This is a genomic window from Streptomyces griseiscabiei (genome assembly GCF_020010925.1).
Taxonomy (GTDB): domain Bacteria; phylum Actinomycetota; class Actinomycetes; order Streptomycetales; family Streptomycetaceae; genus Streptomyces; species Streptomyces griseiscabiei.
The window spans coordinates 1,274,320-1,295,315 of the sequence record NZ_JAGJBZ010000002.1; the positions used below are offsets into that span (position 1 = coordinate 1,274,320).

At 67.9% G+C, this 20,996-nt stretch carries 17 protein-coding genes; 8 read left to right on the forward strand and 9 right to left on the reverse strand.

Features of this window, described 5'->3' with window-relative positions:
- Window positions 1-105: 105 nt before the first annotated feature.
- The 3 genes from J8M51_RS23080 to J8M51_RS23090 are packed head-to-tail and all read left to right on the forward strand — an operon-like array spanning window position 106 to window position 3,124.
- Window positions 106-510: a secondary metabolite protein gene (locus tag J8M51_RS23080; RefSeq protein ID WP_256964022.1), complete on the forward strand. Its 405-nt coding sequence runs from the start codon at window positions 106-108 to the stop codon at window positions 508-510.
- Window positions 507-1,706, forward strand: coding sequence for an MAB_1171c family putative transporter (locus J8M51_RS23085; protein ID WP_086752094.1), 1,200 nt, complete (start codon window positions 507-509; stop codon window positions 1,704-1,706). Before J8M51_RS23080 ends, J8M51_RS23085 begins: the two co-directional genes overlap by 4 nt.
- Window positions 1,703-3,124 carry an amidase family protein gene (locus tag J8M51_RS23090; RefSeq protein WP_086752096.1) on the forward strand — a complete coding sequence of 474 codons (1,422 nt, stop codon included), beginning with the start codon at window positions 1,703-1,705 and terminating at the stop codon, window positions 3,122-3,124. The genes J8M51_RS23085 and J8M51_RS23090 overlap by 4 nt, the downstream gene beginning before the upstream one ends.
- Here the strand turns inward: J8M51_RS23090 and J8M51_RS23095 are convergent.
- Entirely contained in the window at window positions 3,112-4,119 is a 1,008-nt protein-coding gene (locus J8M51_RS23095) for a hypothetical protein (RefSeq protein ID WP_267299437.1), read from the reverse strand. The genes J8M51_RS23090 and J8M51_RS23095 overlap by 13 nt on opposite strands.
- 253 nt (window positions 4,120-4,372) lie before the next feature.
- Between J8M51_RS23095 and J8M51_RS23100 the strand changes: the two genes are divergently transcribed.
- From J8M51_RS23100 to J8M51_RS23120, 5 genes are all read left to right on the forward strand, one after another.
- A complete protein-coding gene (locus tag J8M51_RS23100) occupies window positions 4,373-4,861 on the forward strand; it encodes a hypothetical protein (RefSeq protein WP_086752100.1) in 489 nt (162 codons plus the stop codon).
- Entirely contained in the window at window positions 4,858-5,319 is a 462-nt protein-coding gene (locus J8M51_RS23105; RefSeq protein WP_143673072.1) for a hypothetical protein, read from the forward strand. The genes J8M51_RS23100 and J8M51_RS23105 overlap by 4 nt, the downstream gene beginning before the upstream one ends.
- A 167-nt stretch (window positions 5,320-5,486) precedes the next feature.
- Window positions 5,487-6,362, forward strand: a complete 876-nt coding sequence (locus tag J8M51_RS23110) for an IS5 family transposase (protein WP_086752103.1) — start codon at window positions 5,487-5,489, stop codon at window positions 6,360-6,362.
- Between the two features lie 145 nt (window positions 6,363-6,507).
- Window positions 6,508-7,839: a lanthionine synthetase LanC family protein gene (locus J8M51_RS23115; protein WP_256964023.1), complete on the forward strand. Its 1,332-nt coding sequence runs from the start codon at window positions 6,508-6,510 to the stop codon at window positions 7,837-7,839.
- A gap of 206 nt (window positions 7,840-8,045) precedes the next feature.
- On the forward strand, window positions 8,046-9,482 hold the full coding sequence (locus J8M51_RS23120) for a NucA/NucB deoxyribonuclease domain-containing protein (protein WP_256964024.1): 1,437 nt from the start codon (window positions 8,046-8,048) through the stop codon (window positions 9,480-9,482).
- A 58-nt stretch (window positions 9,483-9,540) separates the two neighbouring features.
- Here the strand turns inward: J8M51_RS23120 and J8M51_RS23125 are convergent, their stop codons facing one another.
- The 8 genes from J8M51_RS23125 to J8M51_RS23160 all read right to left on the reverse strand — a co-directional run bounded on the left by J8M51_RS23125 (window position 9,541) and on the right by J8M51_RS23160 (window position 20,933).
- Window positions 9,541-10,008 (reverse strand): hypothetical protein, encoded by a 468-nt coding sequence (locus J8M51_RS23125; RefSeq protein WP_086752107.1) that lies wholly within the window; start codon window positions 10,006-10,008, stop codon window positions 9,541-9,543.
- 116 nt (window positions 10,009-10,124) lie between these two features.
- On the reverse strand, window positions 10,125-10,769 hold the full coding sequence (locus J8M51_RS23130; RefSeq protein ID WP_107473661.1) for a 2'-5' RNA ligase family protein: 645 nt from the start codon (window positions 10,767-10,769) through the stop codon (window positions 10,125-10,127).
- A gap of 89 nt (window positions 10,770-10,858) precedes the next feature.
- Window positions 10,859-12,637: a hypothetical protein gene (locus tag J8M51_RS23135; protein WP_143673073.1), complete on the reverse strand. Its 1,779-nt coding sequence runs from the start codon at window positions 12,635-12,637 to the stop codon at window positions 10,859-10,861.
- A 53-nt stretch (window positions 12,638-12,690) separates the two neighbouring features.
- Window positions 12,691-13,335 (reverse strand): sigma-70 RNA polymerase sigma factor region 4 domain-containing protein, encoded by a 645-nt coding sequence (locus J8M51_RS23140; RefSeq protein ID WP_143673074.1) that lies wholly within the window; start codon window positions 13,333-13,335, stop codon window positions 12,691-12,693.
- Between the two features lie 650 nt (window positions 13,336-13,985).
- Window positions 13,986-14,141 carry an NUDIX hydrolase gene (locus tag J8M51_RS23145; protein WP_179202870.1) on the reverse strand — a complete coding sequence of 52 codons (156 nt, stop codon included), beginning with the start codon at window positions 14,139-14,141 and terminating at the stop codon, window positions 13,986-13,988.
- Window positions 14,142-14,464: 323 nt separating this feature from the next.
- Entirely contained in the window at window positions 14,465-15,637 is a 1,173-nt protein-coding gene (locus tag J8M51_RS23150; RefSeq protein WP_086752131.1) for a bifunctional class I SAM-dependent methyltransferase/NUDIX hydrolase, read from the reverse strand.
- 165 nt (window positions 15,638-15,802) lie between these two features.
- Complete coding sequence (locus tag J8M51_RS23155) at window positions 15,803-17,716, reverse strand: ATP-binding cassette domain-containing protein (protein WP_086752114.1); 1,914 nt, start codon at window positions 17,714-17,716, stop codon at window positions 15,803-15,805.
- Between the two features lie 664 nt (window positions 17,717-18,380).
- On the reverse strand, window positions 18,381-20,933 hold the full coding sequence (locus tag J8M51_RS23160; protein ID WP_143673075.1) for a DEAD/DEAH box helicase: 2,553 nt from the start codon (window positions 20,931-20,933) through the stop codon (window positions 18,381-18,383).
- Between the last annotated feature and the right edge of the window lie 63 nt (window positions 20,934-20,996).

Here is a 20,996-nt window from a genome sequence, read left to right on the forward strand (position 1 = left end):
TCGTCTGCTCGCCAACAGCCCAGTCTCTTGGCGGAATTGAAACTCCCTCAGGTCGCCAGCGTCCGCGACCTCCGGCACGAAGTGACCCGCCGGACAGGACGCACGGTGCACATCGAGGCCGCGACCACTGATCCGGGACGGCGCTGCGGTGTCACGTACGTGACCCGGACCGCCTTCCACATCTTCTTCGACCCGCAGATCAGCCGCGCCCACCAGGACCACGTCATCGGGCACGAGCTGGCCCACCTGTTTCTCGGCCACTACGAACGCGGCCCGGCGCCCGAGGCGCAGCCGCAGGACATCGCGCCGCTGCTCGACCCGGACATGGTCGAGATGATGCTCGGGCGCAGCAGCTACGAGGAGACCGAGGAACACGACGCCGAACTCCTCGCCTCCTACCTCTCCGGCCGCATCATCGAACACCGGCTGCGCACCACGTCCCCCACGGGCGACGACATACAGGAACGGATTGCGCACACCCTCCTCAGCCGCAGAGGGGACGACCGGTGAAGGACCTCCTGCACCCGATCAGCCTGACCGTGGCACTGGTCGGCCTCGCCTTCCTGCTCAGAGACCTTCCCGCCCGGCGCAGGGACACCGCATGGGCAGCGCTGACTGCCGTCTACCTGCTCTCGGCGCTCAGCTTCCTCTTCTCGATCAGCTCCATGTGGCGCGCCATCGACGACACCCTCGGCACCCGGAACCTCGCCGTGCCCCTGGCCCAGAGCTGCGTGGTAGCACTGCTGGCCTGCCAGCAGGTCGTCCTGAGCCACTGGGGATCACCCGCCGACCGGGCACGGCGCATGTCCCGGTACTGGCTCGGCTCCGGCCTTACCGTTATCGGCGGGCTGTTCGTGCTCTTCTTCCTGCTGACGCCCGCCGTCCAGAGACCGACGGACTTCACCCTCTACTACGCGCACGACAACATCTACGCGACCTACCTGACCCTCTACATCAGCGCCTACACCTTCGCCGAGCTCTACCTGACCGTGGCGTGCTGGCGCCTGGCCGGCCGCAGCCCCCGCTCCGCCGTCCGTGTCGGTCTGCGCATCGTCTCCATCGGGGCCGCGGTCACCCTCGGCTACAGCGCTGTCCGCATCGGGAACGTGATCGCCGCAGCCCTGGGAACGTCCCTGGCCGACTGGGAGGACTTCGCCTGGATCTGCGGTGACACCGGCACGATCCTCACCCTCGTCGGCTGGCTCGTCCCCACCCTCGCGGCCCAAGTACGGCGCACCGCCTACGGGATCGGCCTGCGACGGGCCCACCGCCAGCTGCACCCGCTGTGGCTGGCCTTCCACCGGGCCGTACCTGAAATCGTCCTCACACCCAACAGCAGCACTCCAGGCAACCGCCCGCCCGCACAGGGGATCTCCTTCAAGGTCTACCGCCGCGTCGTGGAGATCCGGGACGGACAGACAGCCGTCCGCCCCTACCTCGACCACGACGTACGCAAGGCCAGCGAACAGCGGCACCGGGCTGCCGGCCTCACGGGAGACGAACTCCACGCGGCGATAACCGCCGACCAGATCCGCGCCGCTCTCACCGCGCACACCCACGGCACGCAACCGGCCCGGCTGACCGACTTCGCCGACCAGAACATGAACTCCTCCCACCCCATCGAGGACCTCACCGTCCTGAGCGCCGTCGCCCGCCACTTCGCCCGGCACGACCACCGAGCAGTCTCCGAGGCCGTCAGCACATGAGCACCGACTACCCTGATCTCCCGGCCCACGCCCAGCTCGACGCGCTACGACAGGGCGCCGTCTCCAGCCGGACCCTGCTAGATCTCCACCTTGAACGAATCCAGGCCAGCACCCTCAACGCGGTCGTCACCCTCGACATCGAAGCCGCCCAGCGGGCCGCCGACGCCTCCGACGCACGCCGGGCCCGCGGCGAGTCCGTCGGCGTGCTCGACGGACTGCCACTCACGGTCAAGGACTCCTTCGAAACCGCCGGCCTGCGCACCACCTGCGGAGCCGCAGACCTCCGCGACCACATCCCCGAGCGAGACGCCGACGCCGTCGCACGGCTCCGCCACGCCGGCGCCGTGATCATGGGAAAGACCAACGTTCCCGCCTACTGCCAGGACCTCCACACCGACAACACCCTCTTCGGCGCCACCCGCAACCCCCACGACCGCACCCGCACCCCGGGCGGTTCCTCCGGCGGGTCCGCAGTAGCCGTCGCCGCCGGGCTGACCCCCCTCGAACTCGGCAGCGACCTCGCCGGATCTCTCCGCCTGCCCGCCCACTACTGCGGCGTGTACGCCCTGCGCCCCACCCAGGGCCTCATTCCCGCCCGAGGACACATCCCACGGCCACCGGGATGGCTCACCAGCAGTGACATGATTACCCCGGGCCCTCTGGCCCGCCACCCCCGAGACCTCGACCTGCTGCTCAGCGCGCTGACCACCCCGGCACCAGCCGAGAGCACGCCGTGGCGCATGGATCTCCCGACGGCCGGCCCGAGTGTGGAAAAGCTGCGCGTTGCGATCTGGGCCGAGGACCTGAACTGCCCCGTCGACCAGGAAACCGCCCAGGCCCTCAACACCCTTGAGGAAGCACTGACCGCAACCGGAGCCCAGGTCCGCCACACCCCCGGACCTGTTCGCTTCGCCGACTCCACCCAACTGTTCGAACAGCTCCTGCACGCCACCGCCACGGCCACCGCCAGCGACCAAGCCGCTGACGCTGAACTCACTGCCGCGCGACGAGTGCACGACGACGACTCCAGCCCCCGCGCGACCTTCCTCCGCCACCGGACCCAGACCCACCGCTCCTGGCTGCGCGCGAACGAAGAACGTGCCCGGCTCCGATCCGATTGGCAGCGGTTCTTCACGGAACACGACATCCTCGTCACACCAGCCGCACCGACCGCCGCCATCCCGGCAGGCAGTCGCGCCCTCACAGTCGACGGCCAGGAGCGGAACTTCTTCGACCAGACCGGCTGGGCCAACCTCACCAGCCACATCGGCCTGCCCAGTCTTGTCGTACCAGTGACCACGACCGCCCAGGGACTGCCCATCGGCGTCCAGGTCATCAGCTGGCCGTACGCAGACCGCGTTCTGCTCGATGTAGCGGAGCGGCTCGCGACGCTGCTTCGTACGGCTCAGGGGTTGTAGTTTGATTCCTCCCCCGCGTACCACGCCGGATCGATGCGTTCGGAGTCCTGGTGGTCATAACCGAGATCGACCAGGCGGAACAGAGCCCTACGGGTCTGGTAGGTGTCGTACGAGAGCCATGTGTGCTGACGTCGGATGTGGAAGGAGGCGACGTGGAGGGCGCCGGTGCACCAGCGGTCCCACTCCTCGGCTGTGCAGTTCTCCAGCCGTGAGACATCGGTCAGTCGCAGCCGCCCGCCCCGGATCTTGGCTCCGGCGGGACGAAGGGATCGCAACAGTTCCCGCTCGTTGACGCTCTGGGACGGGTTCTCGCCCCGCCCGAGCAGGTCCAGGACGTCCGGCAGGGGCACGTTCTCGATCGGGTGGACTCGGCTGCGCCAGGCGGCCTCATGCAGAGCCAGTCCCAATGCCACGCTGATCATGTGGGCGTCGAGGGCGGACTCGTTACGTGGGCTGAACACGGCGTCGAAGAGCAAGCCTTCATGCATCAGCGCCCGCACCAACAGATTGCGGGACCAGGCCATCGCCATGTCGAACGGCGCCAGCGAGCTCATCGTGTGCCCGATCGACCAGGCGACCTGTTCCCCGGCCTCGTCGCCAGTATTGGCGGAGTGCTCGACGATACTGCGGTCCTCGTCCAGCGAAAGCGGGGTGATCGGGCCCAACTGCCCCACGCGCAGGGGATCGAGATCCAGGGGGCCGTTCGGGCTGTGGTGCATCACGAAGAGCTTGCGCACGAGGCCCGCGTCGATCTGCGCAGCACCGAAGGCGCGCCCGTTGGGGCACACGAGGTAGGCGAGCTGATCCCGTGCGGCCAGTGTCAGCCCGGTGGTCGCCAGACACTCGGGACAGGCGAGGGTGGCCGTGAAGGTTTTGAGCACGGCCGGATCCTGGTCCTCTACGAGGATCTCTCCAGGGACCTCAAGAGCGACCCGACCTGCACCGGACAGGTCCTGCTCCCTGGTGACTCCGTTTCGTACCACCTGAAACCGCACCCCATTCGCTGTGCCGCACGCTCGCCCGAGCGGCCGTGTCAGGATAAAACAGTTCCATTTCACCAGAGTTGATCTCACCCGGGCCTTCGTTTCGTCAGACCCGGCTGATTCGGCACTCGTGCCTCGGGATTGGCCAGTCTGCCGGCCAGCCTGGACGTGCGACCAGTCACTTCGGCCAGGGCATCGGGGTGAAGCCAGCGGCACGAGCCGGGTAGCGCGCCGTCAGGCAGTCATACACGCGGAGGGGTGGGACGTGGAGAGCTTTTTCTCCCGGAAACGCACAGGAGCGGACGGCCCGCGCCTGCCCTTCGTCGCGGTGCCCGACGGTCCGGAGTACGTGGCCTTCACCCAGGCCCACCACGGTCTGCCGACCGAGCACGGCCGACAGGTCGGGACCGTGCAGGGCGTCCACTACCAGCTCGGCGAGGAGGAGGCGGATCACACGGTGTGGGCCGCCAGAAAGACGGCGCAGCACGCGGCGCCCGCAACCGCCACGATGGGCCCGGTGCGGCCGGGCCCGAGCACCGTGACCGTCGTCATCAACGCCCTTGTACCTGACGTGGTTTCGGCGGCGCCTGGGCTGCAGCCGCGCCAGGCACTGCGCGTCGGAACCGATCCCGGCTACGTACGCGGCGCGAATGTGGTGATGCAGCTCGCCCTTGCCCGCCCGGAGCTACAGCTCCGCACCACGCTGACGGACACGATCGAAGCGAGCCGCGCCACTCTAGGGGCTTCCCGGTGATCGCGGTCTGGGCTCTGCTCGGGGTCATCGCTGCCCTGTTCATCGCGGCGGTCGTCCGCGGAGCTGCACGTGCAGCCCAAGTTTCCATTCGGCAGGACCTGGTGTCGCTGGGCGACGTGCAGCAGCTCGCCGGCGCACTGGCGCAGATGACGACCGTTGCCTATGCCTTCGCGGCGCCTCTGCTGAAGGAGCGGCAGTCTTGGATCGGCTGGCTATGGTGGCGTACTCGGGTCGGACCGGACGGCAAGCCCGAGCGGGACATGGGCTGGGCCCTGACGTACCAGCGGGCGCGGAAAGCTGCCGGGGTACCTCTCGACTGGCGACTGTTCAGCGGCAGTGAAGTCGTTGTCGTCCCCAGGGACGCGCGGCTGCAGAATCTACGGCACGACGAGGAGCACGAACGCGGTGACCGCGAAGGCGGCCATGGTGTAGATCATGAACGCGAAGCTTGTCACTGAGCATGCCAGGAACGGCACGATCACCGGGCCTCGTCCAGGGGCAGCCGGTGCCCGGTCGTCATCTGCACGAACTGCTGGTGCGTCTCGTGGGTCTGGATCCGCTCGCCGGCCGGAGGCGCTAGGGCGTGTATCGAAAGTGGATCTTGGGCTGTGAATGATCACAGTTCATGGGTCGGGGTGATCTCACGGACGAGCAGTGGGCGGTGTTGGAGCCGTTGCTACCGAAGGGTACGAGGGCGGGGCGGCCGCCCGTCTGGTCCCGGCGGCAGTTGATCGACGGCATACGCTTCCGAGTTCGGACCGGGGTTCCGTGGCGGGACGTCCCCGTCAAGTACGGACCGTGGGGCCGGGTCTACGACCTTTTCCGCAGGTGGCAGCGGAACGGAACCTGGCAGCAGATCCTTACCCGGCTCCAGTCCCTGGCCGACGCGCAGGGTGCGATCACGTGGGACCTGAGTGTCGACTCCACGGTCTGTCGCACCCACCAGCACGCGGCCGGAGCCCGAAGGCAGAGTGGCCTGCAGAAGGAACCGCCGGGCGGTGTCTTCACCGAGCCCGGAGACCACGGACTGGGACGCTCACGCGGCGGGTTCACCACCAAGCTGCACCTCGCCGTCGAACAGGGCCAAAAGCCCATGTCGATCGTGATCACGGCCGGGCAACGCGGGGACTCGCCGCAGTTCGAACCCGTACTGGAGAAAGCCCGCGTGCCCCGCATAGGGCCGGGCCGGCCACGTGTCCGTCCCCGTCGGGTCCGCGCCGACAAGGCGTACGCCTCCCGCAACAACCGCGCTTACCTGCGGCGCCGCGGAATCCGCTGCACCATCCCCGACAAGGCCGACCAGGCACGCAATCGCCAGAAGCTCGGCTCCCGCGGCGGCCGACCACCACGTTTCGACCCGGCCGACTACCGCAAGCGCCACGCGGTCGAGTGCGGGATCAACCGCCTCAAGCGGCACCGCGCCGTCGCCACGCGCTACGACAAGTTGGCGGTCCGCTACGAGGCGACCGTCCTGATCGCTGCTATCAACCAGTGGCTGTGATCGGCACCGTCGCACGATGGCCTCGAAGCAGGGCTGCGTGACCTGAAGGCGGCCGCGGAAGCCGGTACCCAGGACCGCCGGAACCGACAGACCGGCGACACCCCGCCGAACGGGCTGCTCATCCGGGGGGTTGTAGCGTGACCGGATGAGGAGCGACGTATATCGGGACGTGGGCGAGGCCGCCTGGTCGTGGGTGCTGGACCACGTGCGCGAGGCCGAGGGCCCATGGCTCGTGCAGGCGGTGGTGGAGGGCGGTCCGGAAACCGTGTCGCCGCCACAGGACCGCGATTCGCTGTACGCGGGGATCGCCGGCTTGGCCCCGGTGCTGGCCGAGATCGCGCAGTACCGGGAGCTGAGCGCACGAGAAGCGGCACTGGCGACCGGCATCGTGACCAGGCTGTCGGCACAGGCCGGGCAGCGAACGGAACCCTCGCTGTACGACGGCCTCGCAGGCGACGCGACGGCGCTCAGACTGCTCGCCCCGGGCGAGGAAGCGGTGGCACTGCGGCGGCTGGCCGCCCTGGCGACCGGCGACGGATGGGAGACCACCCTCGATTTCGAACCGGGCTCGAACGCGCCTCTCACCGACGTCATCATGGGGACCGCGGGCGTCGTGATGACGGCGGTCTGGGCGAAGAGTGAGTTCGCACAGGCGATCGCGACGACGGGAGGCGAGGCACTGCTGCGGGCGGCGGACCGTACGGATGCGGGCCTCGACTGGGGCATGACGCCGGGGAGGCCGTCGAGGGCACCGAACTACTCGCACGGAACCGCCGGCATCGCGGCCGCACTGGCGGTCGCGGGCACCGCCCTGGACCGTCAGGACTTCATCGAGGCCGCGGTGGAAGGCGCCCGGCACGTCCTCTCGGTGGGGTCCTTGGAGGACGCCGGTTTCATCGTCCCGCACACGATCCCGCCGTCGAAACGGGAGGTGGAACCGGTGACGTACACGTGGTGCCACGGCCCGGCGGGTACCTCGCACCTGTTCACCGCACTGGCGCACGCAGGGGTCGCCGAGGTGGCGGGCCATGACGTCGACGAACTGCGGCACCGCTGTATGACCTCGATCCTCACCTCGGGCCTGCCGCAACGTCTCCGTCCCGGCTTCTGGGACAACGACGGCCGCTGCTGCGGAACGGCAGGCGTCGGAGACGTCCTGCTGGACGCTGCCCAGGACTGCCGGGCGCCGGAGCGCAGGCAGACCCTGCTGCGGGCCGCGCACCGGATGGGCGATGCGCTGGTCGACCGAGTCATCAGGGATGATGCGGGCGCCCGTTGGCGCTTTCTGGAACACCGCGAGGACCCGCCGCTGCTGCCGCCCCAGACGACGTGGATGCAGGGCGCGGCAGGCATCGCGGCCTACCTTCTGCGCCTCGCCCGGTACGGCGAGAGCGGCCCCGACGCCCCGGTCGTGGACCGCCCGGAACAGTGGTGGGCCGTGCCGGCGCACCTGCGGAGTACTCGCACGGACTCATGAGCGGATTCACTTCCGATACACGGCCTAGGGGCCACCGCCCCAGCGAGGGCGTACGGTCTGGGGATCCGGGCGCGCCCAGGGTCGTTATTGGGAGGCTCGATGTCAGTGCCTCGTGTTTTGATCGCGTCAGTTCGGCGTGGACACGCCAGCTGGAGGTGTCCGCGCCGGTTCTGACCATGCGTCGAACACGGGGATAGAAGATGAGAATGCGAGAACTGCTGTGTACGGGCGCCGTCGCGATGACGGTGCTCGGCAGCTGTCTGACCACCGCGCAGGCGGCGGACAACGGTTCGGATGATCTGCGGGTGGAGTCGTACGTGCTCCCGGTCGGAGCCGCGAAGCCGTCGCTCCAGGACCTGCAGAGCGGGCGGGGAATGGAGCGGCTGCGGCAGCTGGCAGGTCAGTTTGAGCCTGGGGTGGGTCTGGCAGCGGAGACGGTGGGGCCGGCGGCCTCGTACGCGCCGCTGTCCCGCAGGGCATCCGGAGCCCCGGAGCCTGTGGAGCAGACGCTGGAGGGGCCGTCGGTGGGACCGATGGCGACCACTGCCCCGGAACCTGCGCGGACGATGACGTTCGAGGAGTGCAAGAAGGGACTGGGCAGCAGCAAGGCGTTCTATGTGAAGTCCCGGTTCGCGGTGTGCAACGGGGCGTCGTTCCTGCAGACCTGGGTGCGCAACAACCAGCCGGTCGGCGAGAGCATGTTCAACGTCCGGGTGGTCGGCACGATCGCCAAGAACAGCCGCACGATCAACTTCCAGTACTACTTCACCGACTTCGTCACGACCGGCACGACCGGCGCGGCCGCGATGCCGATCACGACGAAGGGCAACATCCCAAAGAGCTGGCCGGCCGGAGCACGCTACACCCGGGGCGGCAACAAGCCGGGCACACAGACGTTCACCCAGCTCAAAGCGCTGCGCACGTTCAGCGAGACGGTGAACGCCAAGCCGGGGCAGGGCCAGAAGGGAACGGGCCTGAAGGGCAAGACGGACCTGCTCTTCGCGGTGTACGAGCCGGCCATCAGCTACACCCCGCCCGCGGGGTGGACGCTGAGCGGGAGCCGGGGCGGCAAGCTGTTCATGCTCGCACCGCGCTGGGAGACTGCGCCGTACCTGGCCAACTCCACCGGCGGCGGCAAGCCGGACAAGAAGGGCGCGGCCACCTTCAGCTACGTGCCGACGCTCACCCTGAGCGCCAAGGCGGGAGCCGACGAGCGCGCCGAGGCCCAGCACATCAGGCAGGCGTTCCTGGTCCCGCAGGACACCAAGCCGTACATGTCGGCGAAGAAGGTGCCCGGTCAGACGGCCAAGGATCCGTTGCACCGGACGGTGAGCGAGGCTCGCAACGACAAGAACCGCGGAGAAGCGGTCAAGCAGTGCAAGCGCTACTGGGGAGCCAACTACACCGCCGGCGGGACGAAGGAGTGCGACGAGTACCCCTTCGCGAGCACCTATGAGGGTGCCGCGGAGAACTACTACGACGAGGAAGCGAAGAAGTTCAACTTCTCCGCGAAGCCGATCGCGAAGGACGACAACCGGGCAGGCGGGCTCATTCTGAAGAGCTTCTACGCCAAGAACCGCATCCTCGACGGCCTCGACGGCAAGGACGATCTCGACGGCTTCATCGTGAAGATCGTCAGCTGATCCAGTTCAGAATGCGGCGGCAGCGGACCACTGACAGGGGCCCGCTGTCGCCGTCTGTTCACGATCGGGCCGGCCAGAACTGCACGAGGTAGCGCTCGACACCATGTCCGGTGCCCTCGCCCTCCGACAGAGCCGCAGCGGCGGCGCGGCCCGCACAGCTGACACGCACCCGCCACGATCCGCCGACATCAGCCAGCGTGATCAGGGCATCAGACCGGCCGGTGTGCATGGACCACACGGCCACCTCACCACTGGTGGAGGCGAAGTCGGCTTCGGCCTGCTCGTCCCAGCCGGCCGGATCCGGCGCTGCCGGAGGTCCGTCCCACACTTCGACCGCGACAGCGGCGGTGTGAGTGTGACCGCCACTGGTGATGTCCAGCCGCCCGGGATGAGTACTGAGAAAAGCATCGAAGTCGAAGTCGTCCGGGAACGGGACGGGCAGGTCGGCGTCATCGCTTTCCTGCAGCCCGAAGGCGTGAAACCCCACATAGGCATCCACATGCTGCTTCCGGACAAGCTCAGCCACGAGCCCCCCTCACCTCAGACAACACGTCACCTTCGAAACTCTAGCCCCATCGTCGACTTCGCTGCGGTCTCCAGAGGTCATGTCATGGTCTACGGAGGTGGTGTCTGCGGCGCCGGTCAGGAGGCGCCCAGCGGCAGGACGGCGACGGGGTCCCAGTCCATCTCCCACCGGACGCCTCCGTCCGCTCGTGGGTGTGCGGTCCAGCGCACGTCGAGCAGGTGCAGGCGCGACACGGTCAGCAGGGCGTGACTGGGGCTGATCCGGCGCAGTGTGCTCTGGAGCGGGTCGGAGTCGGCACTGCCGTAGGCGTAGCCCACAGAAGCATGCGCGCGAGCACCCTCATGGGCGATTGCTGAGGTCGCGCGCGCCTCCCACAGCGCACGACGCGCCAGGTTGCGCAGGGCCACGAGGCTCTGGTCGGGGTGGGTGTCGAGGACGACTCCGGCACGGTTGGCCAGTGGGCTGCCGCACAGAACGGTGAACGGCTCGATATGTTTCAGCGCATCCTTGAGAGCGGTGATCAGGCGCGTACGCTCGGCGGCGCTGATGTCGCTGCTGGGGGCGGAGGCGTCCATCTCAACAGTGATGTGTACGAGATCGTCGGGCACGCACCAGACGGGATAGCCGCCCAGGGCCTCGCGGCAGGCCGCGACGAGGTCGTGGAATGCTGTATCAGCTCCCTCCGGCCGGACGTATAGATGGAAAGCTCCTGCTCCGGATTCCCATTCCTGACCTCTGAAGGCCGGCGTGAACGCTTTCATGAACCCTTTCCCTTTCTTTGTCCAGTGCGGTCGAGGTGAATCTCCCGGACGCGGTCAAGGTGCAGTTGACCCGCCGACAAGCCGGTTTCTTAGGCGTCCAAGGCGTACACCTGCAGTGGATCTGCACGGTTCAGTTCCCCCAGATCGGATCGGTCCGAAGAAGGCGAGGGCGTCGTGGCTCTGGGCTGAGTTGCCTCTTCGGAGTCGCCTGGTGGGATGGCGACGGCCGTGGGAACGGCGAGCCGTGGCTCTTCCGACTCACCTGAACCGCCGTGCGGGTCGGCGAAGAAGTAGAGCCGCTGAGTCTTATCGCAGACCACGTGAAGATGGCTGGGGCGAGGAAGATCGAATCCTGTGGCCAACCCCTCGATGCTCACGAGCATAGAGTTGGCGAGTTGCTCCGCGTGCCTGATGTCGACGCCGTCACACATTGCCGTGGCCAGGATGAGTGCCCTGTCCGCCGCCGGGTGCTCCCGCGCCCTCTCATGCAGTTTATGCCCCCGAGCGCGTCGAGCAACAAAGCCTCCGTCTTCCGTGCAGGGCAGGGATTCCATGCTGCTGTGCAGGTATTCCTGGAAGGTGCGGTGTGTGAAGCCTGGGATATTCCCGGGACTTGAAACCGAATGCTGCGAACACACTGCCATGCGTGTCTCTGTGGGGAGGCAGGGCAGATCGTCCAAAAGACGTGCCATGTAAGAACCATGCCCGACTCCCGCAGGGAGTTGAGCGGGCTCTTGTGTCCTGAAAGTTTGTCGCACGGTCTCAAAGAGACGCGGAAGTGAGGTCGATGACGACTGCTGGTCTGTCCCAAGTGCCTCGATCAGAGCGGCGGTGAAGGGCGGCTCGTTGGAGCAGTGTGAGCAACGCCGCTGGCTCACAGGGCGACCCCATGGCGTGCTCGCTTCACAGCACGAGCGGGGCCAGAGCACGATGGGGAACAGGAACAGCTGCGCCTCATCGTCGTCAGGCAGGCCCGAGGCCCACCGCCTCGTGTGCGAACCCGGCCGCCCGCGAAGGCTGATATCGCCTAGGCCATCACTAGTCAGCGAACGCCAGCGAGAAGGCCAACGCTCAGCAAACAACTCCCCAGAACCGTAAGCTTCTTGACCGTCGTCAGTATCGAGCAGCCTGCGGACAGTGAGTGTCTGGTGCTCGGCCCCAACTGGCTGTTCCAGCAGAGCAGGCGGCGCAGGGGGGCGAGGAGCAAAGCACTGCTCCAGCAACACCTGCATGGTGGGGTAGAACTCGGTATCCTGCGGCTCCCACGGCACGGTGTCCGCCATCAGTACCAAGCCAACGAGGTCATTGTCGTCAACGACAGTGGCCAGTTCTCCTGTCGGCTGTGGGAAGCCGGCGGCATGCTCTCCAGGACCACTACGCAGACGGCTGATCAGGCGCTGGGCATCGCCATGCCCCCACTTGGCTGCTGCGGTCAGAAGAACGATCACACGGCCCTTTCCGCTCCCCGCGGGACGAAGGACCGTACGGGTTTCGTCGCTCTCCATCTGAGCAGGCATCCGGGCAGCACCCGCACGGCTCTTGCCGCTCCCACCCAGACCTCTGAGGACGATCTTGGGACGAAGCGTGGACAGCAGGCGGGTCAGTGCGGCCCGGAATGCAGCGCCGGGGTGCTGCTGATCGCAGGCAACCGCGAACCAAGCCTCGGCACTGTCGAGTTCATTGCGGCGCAGCGCGTTGGTACCCAGCAGATAGGCGGCGTTGGCATCCTGCCGTGCCTCTCTCACGTCATGCTGGATGTCCTCGGCACCACTGTTTCGCGCTGGCCAATCGCCCGTGGGTCGGTCCCAGAAATCGGCTGGCCCCGCCAGCAGCGCGAGCAGCCCGTCGTACCCTCCAGACTCGTTCACACCGTTCGCCCCTTCCTGCCCGTCTATCCTCCAACCCTGCATTGCGTTGTCCGTCACTGCTCACCACCCAAGGTCCGCCGAGGCTTCAGGTGCCTGGGCCGGATGTACTGCTTCAGTCGGTCCTGTACGGAGTCAACCCCGTGCGTGCGGCCCTGTTGAACCGCGTTCGTCGTTCTGCCGGTCTCCGCTGCAATCGTGGCGTCGTCCTGTCCGATGCTCTGTCGACGCAGCACCTCGCGCTCCCGCTGTCTGGAGAGGCGGTCGATGGCCTCATCCAGGAGGTCCCAAAGGTCCGAGTCCTCCTGGAACCGGCCGGAACCATCTTCCCGCTCGCTCTCGGGAGTCGGCACGGAGTGACATGCTTCGGGATAGTCTCCAACGAGAATTTCTTTGGATTTCTTCTTCTGGTGTTCAACGGCCAGCCGTCTGGCTGTCTTTTTGAAATATGCAGAAGGCTGCCGTGAGGGGTCGACTAGGCCGCTGCGCAGGGCCTCGGAAATGGCAGCACCAGCGATCTCATTGCGCTCGTCTTCGCTGATGTGGAAAGGGAGCGCTTTGAGTGACTCGGCGACCTTCTGTTTGCACGCCTCGTACCGGGCGCGCCCATCGCGGGGGTCCAGGAATCCGAGGGCTTGCGCGATCGCGGTCGCCGTGCTCCCGGGGGCCGCCTCCTGGACCCCGTGCGCGGCTTCGCTCACCACAGGGCGTACCCCTCCGTCCCGCTGCCTTCAGCGGGCGGAGCCGCTATCCACCAGACCGTCACCTTGCTGCCGTCCGGCCCCTCGTATTGTGCGATAGCCCCCGGCGGCAGAGTCCGAAGCAGTTCGGCCGCCACTCCCGCGACCGGGGGTGTCGACAAGACCGAGGGAGCCGACTCGGATGGTTCCGGGGGTGGAGGCTGGCGACGCAGACGCGTCCGAAGCCGCGCGACGCCGGGGAGGTTCCAGAGGTTGTACGCGACGGGGATCAGATTGACCGCGTCGGTCACGTACTCGGACAAGAACGTCATCTCGGTGGTACCTCAGCGGATGGTAGGCGGATGCGTGAGTGGCCTTCACCCCTTATAGGGACGGCAGGGACTGCTTCTTACGCGATCCGGGATTTTTCTTCGAGGGGTGAGACGGGTGCGATCTGTGGGGATCCATGGCCCCGACCGCACGACCTGCTCCCGCAGCACAAGGCTGACGGCCGGGCGCCGCTTCCGTGACACCGGCCAGCCGCCGCCAGGCCGCCCGCAAACCCCTCGCCACCCTCCGCTCGGGCATCACCGATCCGGCCCAGGCGATCTTGTTCGCTGTGGGGTGGCGTTCAGCTACCCGCCCTCGCCTGGGTCCTGGCCGCCCTACATCTACCGGGCGCCGCACGGTAGGTCCGACGGTTCGTCAGGGTCGACGAAGTCGATCGCCTCGGTATCCACGCCGCCACCGGGCAGGAGCCGCATGGTGCGGTGGGTGACGCGCTGGAGCAGGATGCGGCCGACCGTGTCGGTGATGAGTACGGACACACCGGTCCACAGGGCGGGCCAGGGAGGCCCCGTACGCGGCGGGCGACATCGCGGTGCCGTGTGGCGCGGGGTCGCTGGACGGTGGAGAGGTCATTCGGGCTCCGATTCATCAGAGGCATGCTGGACTTGGCGGTCGACCGGGCGGCGGCGCAGGGAAGTGCCGGACGGTGGCGAAAGTCAGTCGCGGGGGTGGGGAAGGGCGTTTGCTGGTTCCGGGTGGGGATGAGCCGGGTGTGGTGTTTGTCCAGTGGGGTGGTCTTGGCGAAGTCCGTCGCTGGTGCGGGTTGCGGGCCGGACGGCGACGTGGGCGGCTGTCTGCCACGTCATTCCGCGACGGTTTCCGCCGTATCGGCGAAGGGGGTGAAGTGTGCTGGCGGGTGGTCGATGTTCAGGTCGGGCCGCCAGGCGGTCAGGACTTGAGCGCTGCACTCGAACAGGCCGGAGGGCAGTGCGTCCAGGGGCCACCAGCGCCAGTCGCTCACGCTCTCGTCCTTCTGGTCGGCGGGGGTTCCCTGCCAAGCGGTGAGGATGGCGGCCACGGTGATGCGGACGACGTCGCCGACGTGGTCGACGAGCGTGCCGAGCAGTCGTACGTCCTCCGGGCGGCCTGTGAGGCCGGTCTCCTCGGCGAGTTCGCGCACGACGGTCTCCCGCAGTGATTCGCCGGGCTCAACGGTGCCGCCCGGCAGCTCAATCGTGCGCCGGCGGTGCCGGCCCAGTAGTACGCCGTCCGGCCCGGACAGGATGATGCCGACGCCGAGTGCCGCGTGCGCTACAGGCGGTCGGGTGGTGCGCGGGCGGGACGTGACGCGTACGGGGCGACGGACCTGGAAGAGCCGGTAGGAGGCGTGGTTGCCCTCTTCCGGGGCGTCGAGGACGGTGATGCTCTCCACTCGGAGCCCGTATTGGACCAGTAGGTCCTCCCACAACTCGGTTGTGAGGACCCACATCTGGACGGTCAGTTCCGGGCCGTCGGCCAGCCGCAGGGTCTCCGGCCGCGGGACGAGCGCGGTGGAGGGTCCCTCGCCATGGGAGTTGGTGTGCAGGACGGTGAAGCACAGCCGGCCGCCGGGTTTGAGCGCGGCGCTCAGGGCGGGCAGCAGCCGGTGCGGGTCGATGTAGGGGACGGAGTGGACGGAGTAGATCACGTCGTACGGGGCGGCGGCGCGCAGGTGCTCGACGGCGTCCGCGAGTACCACGTTCAGACCGGGCAGCTGGTCGTAGCGGGTGCGGGCGCGTTCGATCTGCGTCGGTGAGGAGTCCACGGCGTCTACGAGCGCGCCATGGTCGCGGGCGAGGTGGGCGGCGTGCCGGGTGAGCCCGCAGCCCAGGTCCAGCACCCGTCGGCCGTCAAGGTCGCCGAGGATCGCATCCCCCGGACCGGTGGCGCCGGGGCCCCAGTCGATCCGTTCGACTTCTGGCAGGGGGGTGCCTCGCCGGAGGTGGTGGTGGCCGTAGGCGGTCCACGCCTCGGTGTTGATCTCCTCGGGCTTCATCGCGCCGTCCTCCCGGCCGGCGTCGACCAACCGAAGGCCCTGCGGCTGCCGGGCGTCATGCTCGCGTCGTCTGGTCACTATCAGAGTCCTTAAGGGAAGGGGGAATCCGAGATCGGTACGAAGGCGGGTGCCGCCCCGGCCCTTGACGAGGCGGCACCCGGTCGGTCAGCGGTCTTGTGACAGGGCCAGCAGCCGCGCGAAGGTTCCGCCGCCGCAGGCGAGGTCCTCGTAGGTGCCGTGCTCGGTGACCCGGCCTTCCTCCATCACCACGATCTCGTCAGCGATCTTCGTGTTCTCCAGTCGGTGCGTCACCACGATCGTGATGCGGTCCGCCGCCATGGCTTTCAGCGTCTCGAATGCCCGGTGTTCGCCTTCCGGGTCGACCTGAGAGGTCGGCTCGTCCATGATCAGCAGCTCCGGAAGCCGGTGCAGACCCCGGGCGCACGCCACCCGCTGCCACTGTCCGCCGGACAGCTCCACCCCGCTGAAGATCTCCCGCGCCAGCAGGGTGTCGAGCTGGTCGGGCAGGTCCTCGACCGCCTCACGCAGTCCGACGGCGTCGATCGCCTCCCACACCGGCACATCTCCCCCGGGGCGGGGCTGGCCGAGATTGACGTTCTCCCGCAGCCTGAGCGGCCACTGCGCGAAGACCTGCGGGACCAGACCGGTCAGCGCCCACACGGTGTCCGGATCCACCTCGGCGAGGTCGGTCCCGTTCCAGGTCACCGTGCCCTCGTCGGCCAGGAGAATCCCGGCGAGCAGGCGAGTCAGGGTGGTCTTGCCGGAACCGTTGACCCCGACCAGCGCCAGGATCTGCCCGCGCTTGAGCGTCAGCGACACCCCATCGAGGGCCGGCTTGTCCTTGCCCGGGTAGCGGTACACCGCCCCCCGCACACAGACCTCGTCGATGGGCGCCCGCACCGTCAACTCCCCGCGGTGAGGGGCCTTTTCCTGGGCCTCGTCGAGGAAAGTGGTCATGTCGCCGAGGTAGAGGCTGGTGTGGAAGACCGCGGCGGCGCTGCGGACCAGCTGGGTCAGCGCGCCCAGAGTGGTCCGCACGGCGAAGACCGCCGTCGCGGCGATCGCCACCGCGATCTGGCCGGTGGCCGCCAGCCAGTACAGCGCCACCCAGGTGGCCACCAGGAACAGCCCGCCGCACGCGGCTGAAGCGAGGTTGATCCGCAGGATCCGGGGAGCCGCGGCCAGCGAGCGCTCGTCCGCCTGCAGCGACAAGGTCCGGTACCAGTACAGCAGGTAGCCGGACATCGAGTTGGCGCGGACCTCGTCCCCGTATTTCGGGCTCGTCGCCCACCAGCGCATCATCCCCCGGGCGTTGCGATTGGCGATGTTCGCGTAGTGGATCTCGTAGTCCACGCGCGCGGTGAGCACCGAGCCGACGCCGGCCGGGAGGACGGCCATCAGCAGGAACGGCAGCAGCCGCCAGTCCAGCACGGCCAGGACCGAGCACGCCGTGACCAGCTGGATCAGCGAGGACATCAGCTGCTGGGCGTCGGCGACCATCACATGGGTGCGGATCACGCCCATCTCGGCGGCTTCCTGCCGGTCGTGGAATCCGTCCTCGCTGTAGGCGGCGGCCTCCACCCGGCACACCGAGGAGACCAGTGTCGTGTCGGCCTCGGTGGTCAGCTTCGGGGTGATGCGCCGGTCACCGTAGGCCGAGACCGCACTCGCGGTGCGGGACAGGGCGGCCATCACCGCAACGAAGATCAGCGCCGGCAGCGCCTGGTGCAGCCGCTCCTGCACCGTTCCGTCGCCGAGGAGCGAGCGCATGACGTCCGACGTGGCGGTCAGCTGTCCGGCCGCGGCCAGGCCGACCGTCACCTGGCATGCCACCAGCAGGACGACCGCCGTCCGGTCGACCGCCCATGACATGCCCGCGATCCGTTTCATCACCGACGGGATACGGGCGCACAGGGCCCGGAACGAGACCCCGTCCATGGGGTTGACCGAGTACTGACCGGTGTACTTGATCTCCGCGGGTGTCGGCGGCGCAACTGCGGTCCTGGCGGCGTCGGACGGGGGGCGGGAGCTCTGCGCGGGCACCGTCGGCTGCGTCATGACGTGCCTCCGCTCGCCGACACGGTGAGAGCGGTGTATCGCCGCCCGGCGGAGAAACTCTCCAGGACCTCTCGCTTATAGGGGTGGCAGCCCCCGGGCGGGTTCATGGCGGCGCTCATGCCCCCCACCTCGGATCCGGGTGTGACATAGCCGTGATGCCGGCCGGGGCGCTGTCGCACATCGTCACAAGGGGTCGAGCAGAAGCTGCCTGGACGGCCCAGGGCTCTCCAGGGAGGGGAGGAGGGACGATAGCGAGGGAGGGGTTCATTGAGACTCCTGAGGTTGACCGGACGGGAGAACGGAGGTGTGCCGGTGGCTGGCGCGGACGGCGGCCACCGGCGCGCATGACCAACAGGGCAGCCTGCAGGCCGGGTTGGGGATGACTGATGATGACCGGGACAACGAGTCGGCCACCGCTTTCGAACGCGCGTGTTTGAGTCGTGTCCGTGCCCCACGGTTGTGGGCCGTGGATGTCGCACATCCCTGAATTGAGCGGCGGATGAGGGTCCTGGTTGTGGCCGAATCGCTGCGGACCGGTAGCCCTGTGCCAGGCAACGTGACGGCGCTACCGGACTGGACACCCGGACCGGTTAGAGTCTTGGCCCTCGGAGCCTTCGAGGAGTGAGCGGTGGGGTTCAGGGGGCTGCGGATGCGACTTCGTCGATCAGGCCCTTTTTTCCGCTGTGGCCAAGGGGCGGCTCTGCTGCTGAAGAGCGGATTTCAGGTGGGCGTCGAACTGGGTATCTTTCTTTCGTGCCGTCGCAATGGAGGAAGTGGTCAGGGAGAGAATTTTGCGGGCTTGTCGGAGTGAGGTTCCGGATGTGACTTCGTCGATCAGATCTTGCTTTTCCGAGGCGTCCAGGACTCGGTAGTGAGCCTGTCGGGCGGCTTTCAGACGGGCATCGAACTCCTTGTCTTTCTGCCGTGCCGTGATGACGGCAGAATCGCTGATGCCGAGTGCCTTGCGGGCGTCCTTGAGTTGCGTTCCGGCCTGGACTTTCTCGAGCAGGGCCGTCTTGAGGTCCTGGTTCAGGGCGGTGACCCGGAAGTCCAGGACAACTCCACGTCTCTCCAGCTCGGTACGCTGGTCGGCATCCAGGGTTCGCGCTTTTCCGTCCCGGTCTTTGACGGTGCCCTGAGCGACGGAGCGCACGTAGGAGAGGGCCGGTCCGAGGCGGTAGCCGTCGGCGTCGACGTATTTGACCGGTACTTCGAGGTTTCCGAAACGCTGGAGGTAACGGTCGCAGGCGTCCAGCAGTTCCTGCTTCTTTGCGGCTTGCGGGTCCCAGCGCATCCCCATCTCGTCCAGCGCGTGGATCAGGGGCTGGTGCAGGCGGCCTTCACGGTAGGCGGTGCGCAGTGCCTTGAACTGCGAGCCCAGCAGCCTCCCTTCGGGCGTGACATGGCTGTCGGGCACGTCGATGTTGCCGTGCTTTTGCTGGTAGGCGCGGACATCGCTGATCAGCTGCTGCCGCCGGGCATCCAGTGGTTCCCACTCCATGCCGATGCGGTCCATGGCGTCGATACGGTCCTGGGGAACCCACCCCTTGCGGCGCTGCCTGCGCAAGGCGGCTATCCATGCGGTCAGCTGGCGGCCACTGGCGCCGAGCTGGTTCTCCGGCACGTTCAGGTGGCCGTGCTCCTGGTGGAAGACGCACGCGTCCGCGTATCCCTCCCACCAGGAGGAGGTGGAGTTGCGTACCGTCAGCAGACGCAGCTGATGGAGGATACGGTCGGATGTGCCCTCCGGCAGATGGAAGGTGATCCTCTTCGGCAGGTCCGATTCCTCCCCTTCCTGCTCTCCGGGTCCCTCGGCGCCCTCCCTGCCGGCGGTACGCAGCGACCAGTTCGCGCGTTCCCGGTCCAGTTCGGCGCCGAAGACGTCGTCGTGGGCCCTGAGGGCACGTACGACTTCGAAGAGGACTTCGAAGTCGCCGGCGTCGAGTTCGTCGTCGACCTCGGCGGTGGTGTCCGGAACGATGACCGGCACGATGACCGTGGCGATGGAGGCTGTGTGGCGGCTTCGGCGCATGGCCCGGCCCACGGCCTGGGTCACTTTGGCCGCGGACCGGGACGGGTGGGTGAAGACGATGGTGTCCACTGCCGGAACGTCAACGCCTTCGGTCAGGCACTGCGCGTTGGAGATCACCGTCCATCCGCCGGCGGGCGGCTGCGCCAGGCGCGCCATGATGTCCTCCCGCTCGGCGGTGTCCATCGCTCCGCTGATGTGGGTGGCATGCACCATGCCCGTCGGCTGCTTGGCGGCGGGCAGGCGGGCGATGGTGGCGGGAAGGGTGCGTGCGAAGTCGGCGGCCTGCTGCACCCGGGGGTGGAAGGTGATGGCGCGCTCGGTGCCGTAGGTGTTGCGGGCGTGTGCCAGCGCGGCCTGTGCGACGACGGTCCTCAGAGCGATCTCGCCGTCGACGTAGTCGGATGCGGTGTCGGCGAGCAGGGCACGGGCCTCGGCGTCGCTGATGCCCAGCACCACCAGCCGGTAGTCCTTCAGATACCCCTCGGCGATCCCGCGGGCGAAGGGGTACCGGAACAGCACCGGCCCGAACAGTTCCTCGTTCTGCCAGGTCAACGCATCCCCGGCCTGGCCGCCTGTCACGTTCGGGGTTGCCGTCATCACCAGACGGCGGCGGTGGGGCAGGAAAGCCGAGTGGGTGACGATCCGACGACGGGCGGCATCCCGTTTGCCGAACAGGTGGTGTCCCTCGTCGCACACCAGCATGTCGACTTCGAGACCGGCCTGCCGCAGACCTGCACCGATCCGGGCGGCCGATGCGTAGGTGCCGAAGATGATCCGGCGCCTGCCACCGCTCATCCAGGAGGCGATCACGTCCGGATCAGTACTGACCGGCACCTCGAAATCCTCGGTCCGTACCGGGACGTCGGAGACCTTCTCGTCCGAACAGACCGCCATCGCAACGAACCCGACCACGCTGGCGTCCTGCCACTCCCGCAGGATCTGCGCGACCAGAGCCAGGGACGGGGCCAGGACCACGATCATCCCGTCTCCCGGGACCAGTTCCTCCACCGCACGCAGCGCCATGAAGGTTTTGCCGGACCCGCACGCCGCGTGCAGCTGTCCCCGGGTCCCGTTCGTCAGCCCGGTGACAACCGCGTCGTGCACCTCCTTCTGATACGGACGCATCGAGGGAAGCTTCTGCGGGGCGGAACGACGGGGTCTGTCCGATTCGGTCAACCGGGTCACTGACGATCCTTCCGTGCTGGTGTGGTGTATGGGAATGGCGTTACGTGGGGCACAGCCCAGAGG